The organism is Sphingomonas sp. 22R3R2A-7 (assembly GCF_036856055.1).
Lineage (GTDB): Bacteria > Pseudomonadota > Alphaproteobacteria > Sphingomonadales > Sphingomonadaceae > Sphingomonas.
In genome coordinates this window covers 2,927,831-2,941,635 of the sequence record NZ_JASPFR010000001.1, presented here as the reverse complement: position 1 = coordinate 2,941,635, position 13,805 = coordinate 2,927,831, and the positions used below count along the sequence as shown (strand labels likewise).

Sequence of the window (13,805 nt, the reverse complement as noted above, 5' to 3'; positions counted from 1 at the left end):
CCGCGGCCCGGCGATCGATCCGGCCCCCGGGCGCGATGTTCGACCAACTGCACTGAAATCGCGCCGTTCGACGCCGGGCGAGGGAACCTTTTGCCGCCGGGAGCGCACGCTTCGGTCGGCCGGGGTTGCCCCCGGCCCCCGTGCTATTTTGCTGGTGCCTTTGGCCCGGCCGCGGCAGCGGGCACCACTGCCATCGTCCAGTCACGGTCCGGCCGCAGATACTTCGCCGCGATCGCCTGCAATTCCGCAGGCGTCGTCGCGACCAGATCCTCGGCGATCCGCTTGGTCGCGTCGATCCGTCGCGGATCGTAGGTGGCGCCGCCGAGCTGCTGCAACCAGAACTGGTTCCCGGTCGAGGCGCGAAGGATGTACTGCCCCATCGGCCGCTTGATCCGCTGCAGTTCGTCCTCGGCGATCGGCGTCGAGACAAGCTCGGCAGCGATCTTCCGCGCGGTCTCGAAGAAGAACGCGACCTTTTCAGGCGCGACCTGGCCGATCGCGACGAGCCGACCGCCGCTGTCCATCCCGACCGGCCACTGGCTCTGGACGTTCGGACTGTAGCTGGCGCCCGCCGCCTGCCGCAGCCGCTCGAACAGCCGGTCGGCGAACACCTGCGCCAGCACGTCGAGCCGGCGGCTGTCGGTGATCGCCGCGATGCCCCCGCCGGTCGGCCAGGCGATGACCGCCGCCGCCTGGTTCTCGGGGCCGGTATGCGTCCGCATCACCGGCGTCGCCACGTGCGCGGGGAAGCCGACCGGTGCGCCGGTGCTGGTCGACGCCTTGCGCGCGGCCATCGCGCCGAAGCTGTTGGCAACCGCCGCCACCGCCTCTTCGGTCTTCACGTCGCCGAACACCGAGACCTCGATCGGCCCGGTCGCGAGCACCGGCTCCCAGAACTTGCGGAAGTCCTTTGCGTTGAGCGTCTCGACCGCCTTGCGCGACGGCGTGCCCCAGCGCGGATCGCCATCGCGCAGCAGGCCTTCGAGATCGCGCGACAGGACGCCGTCGGGAGACGAATCATACCCCGCGAACGCCGCCAGCGCCGCCGCGCGTGCGCGCGCCACCGGCGCCGCGTCCCATGCCGGGAAGGCGAGCTTGGCCGCCATCAGCTTGAGCTGGTCCGCATAGTCGGCCGGCGACGTCAGCGCGCCGAGCGTGAAGGCATCGTCGTCGATCCCGAAATCGAGCCCGATCCGCCGTCCCGCCGTCAGCTGGTCGAGATCGCCCTGGTCGAGCTTGCCGACACCGCTCGCGACCAGCGCGAGATCGCCCGCCCATGCGGGGCTTGGACGGTTGGACGGGATCGCCTGATACCCGCGCCCGAACCGGACCCGCACATAGACGCGACCGGTCTCGCCCGTGTTGGGAAACAGCAGCAACCGCGTGCCGTTTGCGAAATTCACCTGCTCCATGTCGAACGCGGCGATCTTGGCGCGCGACGCGATCGCGCCGGGCTTGCCGAGCGACGGCAGCGCGGCGAACGTCACCGCATTCTGCTGGCGACGCGTGCCCGCAAGCCCGCTGACATCCGCCTTCAGCGCCGCTTCAAGCTTGGCGGCTGCGGTCGAATCGGGCGTGATCGTGTTGACCAGCGCACGCGTCGCGGTTCCTTCGAAGATGCGCTTCGACGCCGCCAGCAACGTGGCGGGCGTGAACATGCCCTTGGCCTTGGCATCCTGAAGGATCTTGTACGAGGTTTCAGGCCCGGCGACCGTCTCGCGGATGTCGAGGGCTCCGACCATGTCGTCGGCCTGTCGCGCCCCCGCCTCGACGCGGGCGGTTTCGACCTGCGTCCGCATGATGGTGTCGAAATCGGCATATTCGCGGTCGACCTCGGCCTGGCTCGGCGCGTTGGTCTGCGCGTCGAAGATGACCGCGCGCACGTCCTTCAGCGCGGCTTCCCAGTTCGTACCGATCGGCACGATGTTGACGCTGGTCAGGTTCGCGGAGCGCGATACGTCGTCGATCGACACGCCCGCCTGGAGATAGCTGCCGCCCGCACGCGCGCGCGTTTCGAGCCGGCGGCTGATCAGGCGGGTGGCGAGAACGTCGACCAGCCGCGTCTGGTTCATGATCGCGGTGTCGTCCTTGTAGACCCAGGGGCGTACCACGCCGAGCGTGACGATCGCGGGCAGCGACGATTCGGCGATCGTCGTCGCGGCGGGCGCGCTCGGGTCGGGCTTGCCGAAGCTCGGCGCCGGGGTGAACGGACCCGCGCCCTTCCAGTCGGCGAAGTTCTTGACGACCAGCCGCCCGAACAGCGTCGGGTCCATGTCGCCCGAAATGATCACGACGGTGTTCTCGGGCCGGTACCAGCGGTCGTGGAATGCCTTGATGCTCGCGCCGGTCGCGGCCTCGAGCGTCTTAATGCTGCCGATCGGCGAGCGATCCGCCAGCGGCTGGCCTGCAAAGAAGGTCGAGCGCACGGCATCCCCGATCCGCACTTGCGGCCCCGGCTGTTCGCGCTGCTCGGCGAGCACGACGGGACGTTCGGCCGTGACCGTCGCATCGGTCAGGACGGGCTTCTCCATCATCCCCGACAGGATCTTGAGGCTTTCGTCGAGCCCCGCCTCGGTCGCCGAGGGCAGGTCGAGCTTGTACGTCGTCGAGGTCGGCGTCGTCTGCGCGTTGGTGTCCGAACCGAACGTCGCGCCGAACCGCTGCCAGACGCGCTTCGCCTCGCCGTCGGGAACATATTCGGATCCGCGGAACGACAGATGCTCGATGAAATGCGCGTATCCCCGCTCGTCATCGGTCTCGTTGAGCGATCCCGCGTCGATCCGCACGCGCACCGAGACCTGGCCCGGGGGAACGCCGTTCTTGCGCACCGCGAAACGCACGCCGTTGGGCAGCGTGCCGAACTTCCATTCGGGATCGCGCGTGAGGTCGCTGCCCTTGTACAGCCAGGCGGTCGTGTCGACGCCGGTCAGTCCGGGGAGCGTCGGCGCCTCGCCGGGCATCGCGACCTGGACGGGACGCTGCGGCTGCGGGGCCGCTGCCTGGCTGGAGACAGGCGCTGGTTTTGCGGGGACCCGACGTTTGGCGGGGAGTCCGATTGTCCGCTGACGGGGATCGCAAGACCGGCCACGAGGGACAGGAGAAGAGCAGCGCCGAGCGCACGCGGTAAAGACACCATGACGCCCTGTAGCGCCCCCCGCCGCGCTCCGCCAGCGCTGCGGCGCCGTGGCGGGCGCGGCGGCGATATCCGGGCAAACCCATAGAAACGCCATCATTTCGTCTCATAGTTGCAATATCGGCCGACCATTCGAAGGCCGCGAGCTGACGATGTTGACGGCGGATGCCAAATGGAGCGCGAATGCTTGTGGAAGGCCATGCAGGACACCTGCCTGTACAATCGCGAAAATTTGGCCGCGGGCCGTCGCGGGGCGATCACCTGGTACCCGATCTGAACGTCATATCCGGCGCGCCCGTCCCCGGGGCGAAGATGCAGGCCGAACCCGGCCGCCCGCTGATCATCCGCGTCGGCAAGCATCTGCGCGGCGTCTTCGACACGCTCATCGCCTCCTCGTCGCTGGTCTCGAACGAGCCCGTCCTCGACGTTCGCGACTTCGCCTGGACGCAGCATCTGCGCGAGCATTGGCAGGACATTCGCGACGAAGCGGTATCGGTCGCGCTGCGCGGCGAGGCCTCGCCCAGCCTGGCCACGATTTCGCCCGATCACCGCGCGATCGCCGAGGTCGACAAATGGCGGTCCTTCTTCCTGTGGGGCTATGGCTATCCGATCGACGACAACCTCGATCGCTGCCCGAAGACCCGCGATCTCGTCGCGACGATTCCCGGGCTCAACAGCGCGTTCTTCTCGATCCTGGCGCCCGGCACGCATATCCCCGAGCATCGCGGCGTGACCAAGGGGCTGATCACCTGCCACCTCGGCCTGATCGTGCCGCGCGACGGCGATGTCCGCATGCGCGTCCACAACCGCACGGTTCGCTGGTCGGAGGGCGAGACTTTGGTCTTCGACGACACCTATAACCACGAGGTCTGGAACGACACGTGCGGGACGCGCGTCGTGTTGCTGATCCAGTTCGAACGCCCGTTGCGCAATCCGGGCAAGTGGATCGCCGACCTGTTCCTCAACGTCGTCCGGCGTTCGGCGTTCGTCCAGGATGCGGTCCGCAACATCGGCGACTGGAACGCCGCGGTCAAACAGCTCGACGTCTGATCGCGCTGTGCCGCGCGAAAGAAACCGTTTCCCGTTCCCCGCTTGATCCCCCGCCCCGCCCGGGCCACATGCCCTTCTATGTTGATCGAAACGGAATCCACCCCGAACCCCGCGACGCTGAAGTTCCTGCCCGGACGCACCGTCATGGAATCCGGCACCCGCGACTTCGCCACGCCCGAGGAGGCCGAAGCGAGTTCGCTCGCCGATGCGATCTTTGGCCTCGGCGACGTGACGGGCGTGTTCTTCGGTCGCGACTTCGTCTCGGTCACCGCCGCGCCCGGCACCGCCTGGTCCGACCTGAAGCCCGACGTGCTGGCGATCATGCTCGATCATTTCTCCGCGGCGATGCCGTTGTTCCGCCCCGCCAGCGCTGGATTCTCGGTCCCCGCCGACGAGACCGTGTTGAGCGACGATCCTGCGGATGCCGACATCGTCGCGCAGATCCGCGAGCTGATCGACACGCGCGTTCGCCCTGCGGTGGCCAATGACGGCGGCGACATCGTCTATCGCGGGTTCGACAAGGGCAAGGTGTTCCTCCAGCTCCAGGGCGCCTGCGCGGGCTGCCCGTCGTCGAGCGCGACGTTGAAGAACGGGATCGAGCAGCTGCTCAAATATTATGTCCCCGAGGTTACCGAGGTGAGAGCCGTCTGATGCCCGCCAAACTCGACGACGGCGTTCTCGATGCGGTCTTCCGCCAGGCGCGCAGCTATAACGGCTATACCGACACGCCCGTCTCGCAGGCGGAGCTCGTCGCGATCTGGGATCTGATGAAATGGGGCCCGACATCTGCCAATCAGATGCCCGCCCGGTTGATCTGGTGCGTCAGCGACGAATCGAAGCGCAAGCTCGCCGACGCCTGCAGCGCGCAGAACCAGCCCAAGATCCTGAACGCGCCGGTATCGGTGATCATCGGCATGGATACCGAATTTCACGAGCATCTGCCCGAACTGTTCCCGCACGTCGATGCGAAGTCCTGGTTCGACGGCAATGCCGAACTTCGGGCAGCGTCGGCGTTCCGCAATTCGACCCTGCAGGGCGCGTATTTCATCATCGCGGCACGGATGCTCGGGCTCGACACCGGACCGATGTCGGGGTTCGACGCGGGTAAGGTGGACGCGGCGTTCTTCTCCGACACGCCTGCGGTGCGGACGAACTTCATCTCGACGCTCGGCCATGGCGACCCCGCCTCGATCCATGATCGCTCGCCGCGCCCCGATTTTGCAAAGTTCAACACGGTCGCGTGACGACGGCCCGTTCCGCGGAATGGGTTATGGCGGGAACCGGGACGTCTTCAGGGTGAGGTCCCTTGCCGGGACGACAGGAACAACGACGTGCGCACGCTGATCATCGAGACATCCACCACCGCCTGTTCGGTCGCGCTGATCGAGGAGGGCGCGGCCGTTGCGCGCCTTCACGACGTCGTCGGTCGCGGGCATGCGGAACGGCTGATCCCGATGGTCGCCGCGCTGCCGGGTGGCGGTCGCGCCGGGCGGGTGCTGGTCGACTGTGGTCCTGGCAGCTTCACCGGCATCCGGGTCGGGATCGCCGCCGCGCGCGGATTGGCGCTTGGCTGGGGCGCCGAGATCGCGGGCTTCTCGGCGTTACCGCTCATCGCAGCGATGGGTTTTTCCGACCGGTTAACCGATGATATTGCAGTGATTCTCGAAGGCGGTCACGGTGAGGTCTTCATGCAGGCCTTCAATGCCGATCTGACGCCGTGCTCCCCGATGGAGTCGCTGAAGCCTGGCGATGCGCTTGCTGCGCTGGCGGGACGGCGCGCAGTGGGCAACGGCGTGCGCTGGCTCGCCGATCTCGCCGTCGATCTCGATCTTACCGACATGCTTCCCGATGCCGCCGCCGCCGCGTTGCTGCCGGCGATGCTGACCCGCCTCACACCGCGGCCGATCTATGGTCGTGCGCCCGACGCCAAGCCGTCCGTGCCGCGGTGATGCTCGGCCGATCCGTCGGCGCGCGCAGGCCCGCGGGCCAGATCGTCACGCTGCGCGCGGGCGACGCGCGCGACCTGGCGCTCGTCGACATGATCATGCGCGGTGCGTTCGACCCGCGCTACGGCGAGGCCTGGACGCGCAGCCAGTGCCTCGGCGTCCTCGCGCTGACGGGCGTCCACCTCACGATCGCGCTCGTTGACGACCAGCCCGCCGGCTTCACGATGACCCGGATGATTGCGGACGAAGCCGAACTGCTGCTGATCGCGGTCGCACCCGACTTCCATCGACGCGGCGTGGGAACCGCGCTGCTCCGCGGCGTGATCGCGGCATGCCAGACCGCGGCGATCACCCGGCTCCACCTCGAGGTCCGCGCGGGAAACGCCGCGGTCGGGCTGTATCAGGCGCATGGCTTTGCCCAAGTCGGCGAGCGGCGCGCCTATTACCGTGGAAGCACGGGTCAGGCGTTCGACGCCCAAACATTCTCGCGCGAGATCGCCCGATAGTACTTATTGCGAGTCAGTATCCCTTTTCGCAACAGCGCGAAGGCCCTAAAGGGGTCGCAACGAGGGAATGACAATGCCACGCAAGATCGATCTGGAAGCACTCTGCAACGAGAAGGGCTTGCGTATCACCGAACAGCGCCGGGTGATCGCGCGCGTCCTGTCCGAGGCGGACGATCATCCCGATGTCGAGAAGGTGTATGAGCGCGCATCCGCGATCGACCCCGGTATCTCGATCGCCACCGTCTACCGCACCGTTCGCCTGTTCGAAGAGGCCGGGATCCTCGACCGCCATGACTTCGGCGACGGCCGTGCACGCTACGAACCCGCACCCGAGGCGCATCACGATCACCTGATCGACGTCGAGAGCGGCAAGGTCATCGAGTTCGTCGATCCCGAGCTGGAGCAGCTGCAGAAGGCGATCGCCGAAAAGCTCGGCTTCCGCCTCGTCGACCACCGGATGGAACTCTACGGCGTCGCGCTGACCCGCAAGGACTGATCCCATCGACGGCCTGCGTCTCTCCGCACGGCTCGCGGCGCTTCTGCTCGCGCTGGTCACCGCGCTGCCGCTGCACGGTGCCTGGCGGCTGGTCGGGGCCAAATCACCCTGGCCGCGGCAATTCCTCGGGCTGGTCGCGCGGATCGTCGGCGCAAGGCCGCGGATCGTCGGTACGCCTTGGCGTCACAACGTCGTCTTCGTCTCGAACCATCTGAGCTGGATCGACATCCTGCTGCTGGCCGGCGCCACCGGCAGCGCGTTCGTCGCAAAGGCCGAGCTGCGCGGTGTCCCGCTCGTCGGCTGGCTGTGCACGCTCAACGCGACGATCTTCGTGTCGCGCGCCGACCGCATGGCGGTCACCGCTCAGATCGCGCAGGTTCGGGCGACGCTTTCCCAGGACTGGCCCGTCACGCTGTTCCCGGAGGGGACGACGGGTGACGGCGTCGTACTGCTCCCGTTCAAGGCCGCGCTGATGGCGGCGCTCGACCCTGCGCCACCAAATATCGTCGTCCAGCCGGTGCGTATCGACTATGGCGCGGCGACCGGCGAACTGGCCTGGGTCGGCGAGGAAACCGGCCAGCATCACGCGCTGCGCGTGCTGCGCCGCAAGGGCAGTTTCGCCCCGACGCTGCACTTTGCCGAACCCTTCGACCCGGCGGACATCGGCGACCGCAAGGCGATCACCGCCGAAGCACGGCGTCGCATCCTCGCGCTGTAAACGACAACGCCGCCGGTCTTTTTCGCAAATCCCATCGATCCGAGCGCGCCATTGCCGGTGAAGACGAGCAGGTCGGCCCAGGACAGGCTGTGGCGGTATTAACCGGTCGGCGCCCGCGGATCAGTCCTCCTCGTCGAGCGGGACCACCGGCGGATGCAGCCGCAGCCGGTTGACGCGACGCTCGTCGGCTTCGGTGATCTCCAGCTTCCAGCCGCTCGCATGATCGACGCATTCGCCGCGTTGCGGAACATGGCCCGCGAGCAGCGCGGCCAGTCCGCCAAGCGTGTCGATATCGCCGTCGGCCTCGGCGAGGCGCGCGTCGATCAACTGCGCGACGTCCTCAAGCTCGGCACGCGCATCCGCATCCCATGCCCCGCCATCGATCGGTACCAGCAGTGCCTCGGGGGCATCGTCATGCTCGTCCTCGATGTCGCCGACGATCTCCTCGATCAGATCCTCGATCGTCACGAGTCCCTCGGTCCCGAAATACTCGTCGAGCACGACCGCGAGGTGCACGCGCTTCTGACGCATGTCGGCCAGCAGATCGAGCGCGCCGCGCGACATCGGCACATAGAGCGGTTCGCGGATGAGATCGGCGATCGCGGCGGGATGCTCGGCACCCGTGGCGAGAATGTTGAACACGTCCTTGATGTGGACCATGCCGATGATCGTATCGAGCTTCTCGCGGTACACCGGCAGCCGGCTGTGCCCCGCCTCGGCGAACAGCTGGACGAGATCGGCGAAGCTGGTGCCCTCCTCGACCGCGACGATGTCCGCGCGCGGCACGCCCACGTCGCCCGCATCGCGCTCGCCGAAATGGAGCAGGTTGCGGACCATCTGCCGCTCGAGCGGGGTCAGGTCGCCGACCGCGTCGGGGGTCGGGTCGCCCTCATGCTGGTTGATCGCATGTTCGAGCTGGTCGCGCAGCGTCTCCTCGGGTGCTCCGAAGATCAGGCCCTTCAGCCCGCGCCATATGCCGCTCTCGGTACTACTGTCGCCGTTTCCGGTATTGGGGCCATCGGCCATCGTGGTCGTCAGTCCTCTGTGATGAGATAGGGATCATGCAGTCCGAGTGCTGCGAGCGCGTCGCGTTCGATCTGCTCCATGCCCTCCGCCTCGTCGTCGTCGATATGGTCATAGCCTAGCAGATGCAGCGCGCCATGCACCATCAGATGCATCGCATGATCCTCGACCGAAATGCCGCGCTCCCCGGCCTCGGCAACGCAGACGCCGTGTGCGAGGATGATGTCGCCGAGCAGGACCTCGCCGTCGTCCGAATTCTGCGCGATCGTCTCGAGCAGGTCGGGCTGGACCATCGGGAAGGACAGGACGTTGGTCGGCTTGTCCTTCTGGCGATATTGCTTGTTGAGCGTGTGCACCTCGTCGTCCGAGGCGAGACGGACCGAGATCTCGACGGTCGCCGGGCTGGTCAGCAACTCGCCATGCGGGGTCCGTTCGATCGCGGCACGCACCGCGCGCAGCGCGAGCGCGTCCCAGTCCTGGTCGGGCCAGGGTGCGTCCGACGATAGCGCGATTTCAAGCATGCAGGTCCTTCTGGCAAAACCGGTGTCCGCGAAATCATTAGCCGCGCGCAGAAGTTCCGCATCATGTTTTCGTGCCGCCCGGGTTTTCACGCGCGCGGTGTCGGTGACCCATCCGGGGTGCGCGGCGGAACGGCCGCCGCGCACCGGTGCTCAGCCGTCGGTGCCCTCATAGGCCTCGACGATCCGACCGACGATCGGATGGCGGACCACGTCGCCCGACGTGAAGCGGCACATCGAGATGCTCTCGACCCCGTCGAGCCGCGCGACCGCATCCGCCAGCCCCGACGCCGCGACGCCGCCGGGCAGGTCGACCTGCTTGGGATCGCCGCAGATCACCATCCGGCTGTTCTCGCCGAAGCGGGTCAGGAACATCTTCATCTGCGCGGGCGTCGTGTTCTGCGCCTCGTCGAGGATGATGAATGCGTCGGCCAGCGTCCGGCCGCGCATGAACGCGATCGGCGCAACCTCGATCTCGCCGCTCGCAAGACGGCGCTCGACCTGCTCGGCGGGCAGGCAATCGTACAGCGCGTCGTAAAGCGGACGCAGATACGGATCCACCTTCTCCTTCATGTCGCCGGGCAGGAAGCCGAGGCGCTCGCCCGCCTCGACCGCGGGCCGCGACAGGATCAGCCGCTGGACGCTGCCGGTGATCAGCTGCTGCACCGCCTGCGCGACCGCGACATAGGTCTTGCCGGTACCTGCCGGCCCGAGCGCGAAGATCATGTCGTTGCTGGTCAGTTCGCGCATGTAATGCGCCTGTGCGGGCGTGCGCGGGACGATCGTCTTCTTGCGCGTGCGGATCATGATCGGCGGCGCGGCACCGCCGCCCGCATCGGCACGGATGATCCCGGCGAGCACCGGCTCGTCGGCCATCGCGATCGACGCGTCGACGAGGCCGGTATCGATGTCCTCGCCGCGCTGGATCCGCGCATAGAGATCGTGGAGCACGTCACGCGCACGCGCGACCTGTTCGGCGGTCCCCTCCAGCCCGATCTTGTTGCCCCGCGCGGTGATGTACACGCCGAGGCGGTTTTCGAGCGCCACCAGATTCTGGTCGTACTGGCCGAACAGCCGGACGAGCAATTGGGGCTTGTCGAACAGCAGTTCGACTCGGGCGCGGTCACCGGACTGGGCGGGAACGGGTTTACGGCTCATGCGGTCCTTTCGGGGGCAGGCGTGTCGGAACGGTAATGGGGCAAATTCGGGCCGACACGCATCACGCCTGGGATGGCGTCCGACCAGAGATGAGCATGGGAGGCCGCGCGTTCAAGCGGCGCCGGGGCGCCCGGCCGGAGATGATTCGAGTCGCGTGGGCGAAGCTGCATCGAGAGCGAGTGTGGCAGGCGATTCGGGTGGTGGACAGCGAAATCGCGGGAGGCATGCGGGAACACGCCGGGGTGTTGCCGCCGCGCCGCATGGGGGCTGCCCGATCCTCCCCCGCCAGGGGGAGGTGGCGCCGAAGGCGTCGGAGGGGGAGGAAAGGGAAAGCCGGCGTTGCGTGTCCTCCCCCTCCGTCAGGCTGCGCCTGCCACCTCCCCCTGGCGGGGGAGGATTGGTAGGAGGCGTCAGGCGGCCTCGGCGATCCGCTCCACGCCGGTCAGCGAGTTGGGGCCGGCGGCGGCGAGCGTGACGTCGACGAGGTCGCCGATCGCGTGGTCGCCGATCAGGTGGACCGATTGCAGCCAGGGCGACTTGCCGATCAGCTGCCCCGGTAGCTTGCCGTTGCGTTCGAGCAGCACCGAACAGGTCCGGCCCACGCTCGCCGCGTTGAACGCATGCTGGTCGCGATTGAGCGCCGCCTGGAGCCGCTGGAGGCGGTCGTCCATCACGTCCTCGGGCACCTGCTCGACGATCGCGGCGGCGGGGGTGCCGGGACGCGGGCTGTATTTGAAGCTGTACGCCTGCGCATAGCCGACCGCGTCGACGAGGCTGAGCGTATCGGCGAACTCGGCGTCGGTCTCGCCGGGAAAGCCGACGATGAAATCGCCCGACAGCGCGATGTCGGGACGGACCGCACGGACGCGGTCGAGCAGGCGGAGATAGGAATCGCGACTGTGCGACCGGTTCATCGCCTTCAGCACCCGATCGCTGCCGCTCTGGACGGGCAGATGGAGGAACGGCATCAGGCTCTCGACGTCGCGATGCGCGTCGATCAGGCCCTGCGTCATGTCGTTGGGATGGCTCGTCGTATAGCGGATCCGCGCAAGCCCCGGGATGCGGTCGAGGTCGCGGATCAGGTCGTGGAGCCCGCGCGCATCTTCGGACCACGCGTTGACGTTCTGCCCGAGCAAGGTGATCTCGCGCGCGCCCGCGTCGACTAGCGCCTTCGCCTCGTCGACGATCGCCGCGAACGGCCGGCTGATCTCGGCGCCGCGGGTGTAGGGGACGACGCAATAGGTGCAGAACTTGTCGCACCCTTCCTGGACCGTCAGGAACGCCGAGGGCGCGACCTTGCGCCGCGACGGCAGTGCGCCGAATTTCGACAGCAGCGGCATGTCGGTGTCGAGCGACGGCGCCCCCGCCGCGGCCCGCGCGACGAGCTCGGGCAGATTGTGATACGCCTGCGGGCCGACGACCACGTCGACCTTGGCCCGCGTGAAGATCTCCTCCCCCTCGGCCTGCGCGACACAGCCCGCGACCGCGATCATCGGCGTCTTGCCCGATTTGCGGCGCTGGTCCTTTCGCAGCCGGCCGATATCCGAATAGACCTTTTCGGTGGCGCGCTCCCGGATGTGGCAGGTGTTGAGCACGACGATGTCGGCATCGACCGCATCGGCCTGAGTCATCCCCTGCGCCGCCATCAGTTCGGCCATGCGCTCGCCGTCATAGACGTTCATCTGGCAGCCGAACGACTTGACGTGATAGGTCTTGGGCGGGGTCTTCGGTGGCGTTTGGGTGGGAAGCGACATGGTGCGCCTATAGCGCCGTCGGCGCGCAAGCTGAACCCGTTTCACGCCGATCGCCCGCGCGGCGCAAACGCGCGCTGATACACGATGCGCCGACGCCGCCATTGCCCCCGCCCGCGCCCCGGACTAACTCTCGAGGATGCGCAAACATATCCTCATCGTCCTGGGCCTGATCGTCCTCGTCGGCATCGCTGGATTCGCCTATCTGGCGTGGCCGGATACCGCGAAGCTCGACGTCAATCAGGTCGCGGGCAAGACGCCCGACATCACCGCCCCGCGGATCCAGATGCTCCCCACGATCGGCGTGGCGAAGGCGGTCGGCTGGCCAAAGGGTGCGATGCCGACGCCGGCCGCGGGCCTCGGCGTGCAGCCTTTCGCCACCGGGCTCGACCATCCGCGCTGGATGTACCGCCTCCCCAATGGCGACGTGCTCGTCGCCGAGACCAATTCGCCGCCGCGCGAAGGGCCGGGGATCGTCACGCGCGTGATGAACTTCCTCATGGGGCGCGCCGGTGCGGGCGTTCCTTCCGCCAACCGCATCACGCTGCTCCGCGACGCGGATGGCGACGGCACCGCGGAGACGCGCTCGACCTTCATGACGGGGCTGAACTCGCCGTTCGGCATGACGCTGATGAACGGCCAGCTCTACATCGGCAACACCGACGCGCTCGTCCGCGTCCCCTATGCCGATGGCGCGACGAAGATCACCGCCAAGCCCGAACGCGTGATCAAGCTCAACGGCGGCGGCAACCACTGGGCGCGCAACGTGATCGCCGCCGCGGACGGCAAGACGCTGTATGTCGGCGTCGGCTCGTCGTCGAACATCGCCGAAAACGGCATGGACGCGGAAAAATACCGCGCGAATATCCTGCAGGTCTGGCCCGCCGACAAGAACTGGCGGATCTACGCCGCCGGCCTGCGCAATCCCAACGGCATGGCGATCAACCCGCGCTCGGGCCAGCTGTGGACCGTAGTCAACGAACGCGACATGCTCGGCTCGGACCTCGCCCCCGATTATCTGACCCAGGTCGAGTTCGGCGACCACTTCGGCTGGCCCTGGTATTATTGGGGCGGCTATCCCGACAGCCGCGTCGAGCCAAAGAACCCCGCGCTGCAGCAATATGCCAAGCGTCCCGATTATGCGCTCGGACCGCATGTCGCCGCGCTCGGCCTGACGTTTGCGAACGACGCCAAGCTCGGCGCCCGCTTCACCAACGGCGCGTTCGTCGGCGAGCACGGGTCGTGGAATCGCAAGCCGCTCTCGGGGTACAAGGTCGTGTATATCCCGTTCGGCGACACCGGCTTCCCGGCGGCGAAGGCCAAGCCCGTCGACATCCTCGGCGGGTTCCTCAACGCGGACGGCGAGGCGCAGGGCCGCCCGGTCGGCGTCATTACCGACAAGACCGGCGCGTTGCTCGTCGCGGACGACGTCGGCAACGCGATCTGGCGCGTCAGCGCGAAGTAAGTGCCTTCTCCCCCGTCATCCTGACGAACGTCAGGATGACG

At 67.6% G+C, this 13,805-nt stretch carries 13 protein-coding genes; 8 read left to right on the top strand and 5 right to left on the bottom strand.

What is annotated here, in order from left to right:
* Positions 1-143: 143 nt before the first annotated feature.
* Positions 144-2,960, bottom strand: a complete 2,817-nt coding sequence (locus QP165_RS14050) for a M16 family metallopeptidase (RefSeq protein WP_333996103.1) — start codon at positions 2,958-2,960, stop codon at positions 144-146.
* Between the two features lie 485 nt (positions 2,961-3,445).
* Between QP165_RS14050 and QP165_RS14045 the strand changes: the two genes are divergently transcribed.
* The 7 genes from QP165_RS14045 (at position 3,446) to QP165_RS14015 (ending at position 7,849) form a co-directional block, all read left to right on the top strand.
* On the top strand, positions 3,446-4,183 hold the full coding sequence (locus QP165_RS14045) for an aspartyl/asparaginyl beta-hydroxylase domain-containing protein (RefSeq protein WP_056020481.1): 738 nt from the start codon (positions 3,446-3,448) through the stop codon (positions 4,181-4,183).
* Between the two features lie 78 nt (positions 4,184-4,261).
* Positions 4,262-4,834 carry a NifU family protein gene (locus QP165_RS14040; RefSeq protein WP_056020479.1) on the top strand — a complete coding sequence of 191 codons (573 nt, stop codon included), beginning with the start codon at positions 4,262-4,264 and terminating at the stop codon, positions 4,832-4,834.
* Entirely contained in the window at positions 4,834-5,427 is a 594-nt protein-coding gene (locus QP165_RS14035) for a malonic semialdehyde reductase (protein WP_056020476.1), read from the top strand. The genes QP165_RS14040 and QP165_RS14035 overlap by 1 nt, the downstream gene beginning before the upstream one ends.
* Positions 5,428-5,514: 87 nt before the next feature.
* On the top strand, positions 5,515-6,132 hold the full coding sequence (gene tsaB / locus QP165_RS14030; RefSeq protein ID WP_333996102.1) for a tRNA (adenosine(37)-N6)-threonylcarbamoyltransferase complex dimerization subunit type 1 TsaB: 618 nt from the start codon (positions 5,515-5,517) through the stop codon (positions 6,130-6,132).
* Positions 6,132-6,635: a GNAT family N-acetyltransferase gene (locus QP165_RS14025; protein ID WP_333996101.1), complete on the top strand. Its 504-nt coding sequence runs from the start codon at positions 6,132-6,134 to the stop codon at positions 6,633-6,635. Before tsaB ends, QP165_RS14025 begins: the two co-directional genes overlap by 1 nt.
* Positions 6,636-6,708: 73 nt before the next feature.
* On the top strand, positions 6,709-7,131 hold the full coding sequence (locus tag QP165_RS14020) for a Fur family transcriptional regulator (protein WP_031394622.1): 423 nt from the start codon (positions 6,709-6,711) through the stop codon (positions 7,129-7,131).
* Between the two features lie 4 nt (positions 7,132-7,135).
* Positions 7,136-7,849, top strand: a complete 714-nt coding sequence (locus QP165_RS14015; protein ID WP_333997035.1) for a lysophospholipid acyltransferase family protein — start codon at positions 7,136-7,138, stop codon at positions 7,847-7,849.
* A 120-nt stretch (positions 7,850-7,969) separates the two neighbouring features.
* Here the strand turns inward: QP165_RS14015 and QP165_RS14010 are convergent, their stop codons facing one another.
* The 4 genes from QP165_RS14010 to miaB all read right to left on the bottom strand — a co-directional run bounded on the left by QP165_RS14010 (position 7,970) and on the right by miaB (position 12,302).
* Entirely contained in the window at positions 7,970-8,875 is a 906-nt protein-coding gene (locus QP165_RS14010; RefSeq protein WP_056020467.1) for a hemolysin family protein, read from the bottom strand.
* 8 nt (positions 8,876-8,883) lie between these two features.
* Positions 8,884-9,393, bottom strand: coding sequence for an rRNA maturation RNase YbeY (ybeY, locus tag QP165_RS14005; RefSeq protein WP_056020464.1), 510 nt, complete (start codon positions 9,391-9,393; stop codon positions 8,884-8,886).
* A 150-nt stretch (positions 9,394-9,543) separates the two neighbouring features.
* Entirely contained in the window at positions 9,544-10,548 is a 1,005-nt protein-coding gene (locus tag QP165_RS14000) for a PhoH family protein (protein ID WP_056020461.1), read from the bottom strand.
* A 410-nt stretch (positions 10,549-10,958) separates the two neighbouring features.
* The gene (gene miaB, locus QP165_RS13995) at positions 10,959-12,302 is read right to left on the bottom strand and encodes a tRNA (N6-isopentenyl adenosine(37)-C2)-methylthiotransferase MiaB (protein ID WP_082446010.1); all 1,344 of its coding nucleotides are present in this window, start codon (positions 12,300-12,302) and stop codon (positions 10,959-10,961) included.
* Between the two features lie 136 nt (positions 12,303-12,438).
* Between miaB and QP165_RS13990 the strand changes: the two genes are divergently transcribed.
* Positions 12,439-13,764: a PQQ-dependent sugar dehydrogenase gene (locus QP165_RS13990; protein ID WP_056020458.1), complete on the top strand. Its 1,326-nt coding sequence runs from the start codon at positions 12,439-12,441 to the stop codon at positions 13,762-13,764.
* Positions 13,765-13,805: the final 41 nt, after the last annotated feature.

Coding starts and splice junctions, on each gene's coding strand:
- QP165_RS14050 (WP_333996103.1), bottom strand. CDS start 2,960: ATGCCCGGCGAGGCGCCGACGCTCCCCGGACTGACCGGCGTCGACACG.
- QP165_RS14045 (WP_056020481.1), top strand. CDS start 3,446: ATGCAGGCCGAACCCGGCCGCCCGCTGATCATCCGCGTCGGCAAGCAT.
- QP165_RS14040 (WP_056020479.1), top strand. CDS start 4,262: ATGTTGATCGAAACGGAATCCACCCCGAACCCCGCGACGCTGAAGTTC.
- QP165_RS14035 (WP_056020476.1), top strand. CDS start 4,834: ATGCCCGCCAAACTCGACGACGGCGTTCTCGATGCGGTCTTCCGCCAG.
- QP165_RS14025 (WP_333996101.1), top strand. CDS start 6,132: ATGCTCGGCCGATCCGTCGGCGCGCGCAGGCCCGCGGGCCAGATCGTC.
- QP165_RS14020 (WP_031394622.1), top strand. CDS start 6,709: ATGCCACGCAAGATCGATCTGGAAGCACTCTGCAACGAGAAGGGCTTG.
- QP165_RS14010 (WP_056020467.1), bottom strand. CDS start 8,875: ATGGCCGATGGCCCCAATACCGGAAACGGCGACAGTAGTACCGAGAGC.
- ybeY (WP_056020464.1), bottom strand. CDS start 9,393: ATGCTTGAAATCGCGCTATCGTCGGACGCACCCTGGCCCGACCAGGAC.
- QP165_RS14000 (WP_056020461.1), bottom strand. CDS start 10,548: ATGAGCCGTAAACCCGTTCCCGCCCAGTCCGGTGACCGCGCCCGAGTC.
- miaB (WP_082446010.1), bottom strand. CDS start 12,302: ATGTCGCTTCCCACCCAAACGCCACCGAAGACCCCGCCCAAGACCTAT.
- QP165_RS13990 (WP_056020458.1), top strand. CDS start 12,439: ATGCGCAAACATATCCTCATCGTCCTGGGCCTGATCGTCCTCGTCGGC.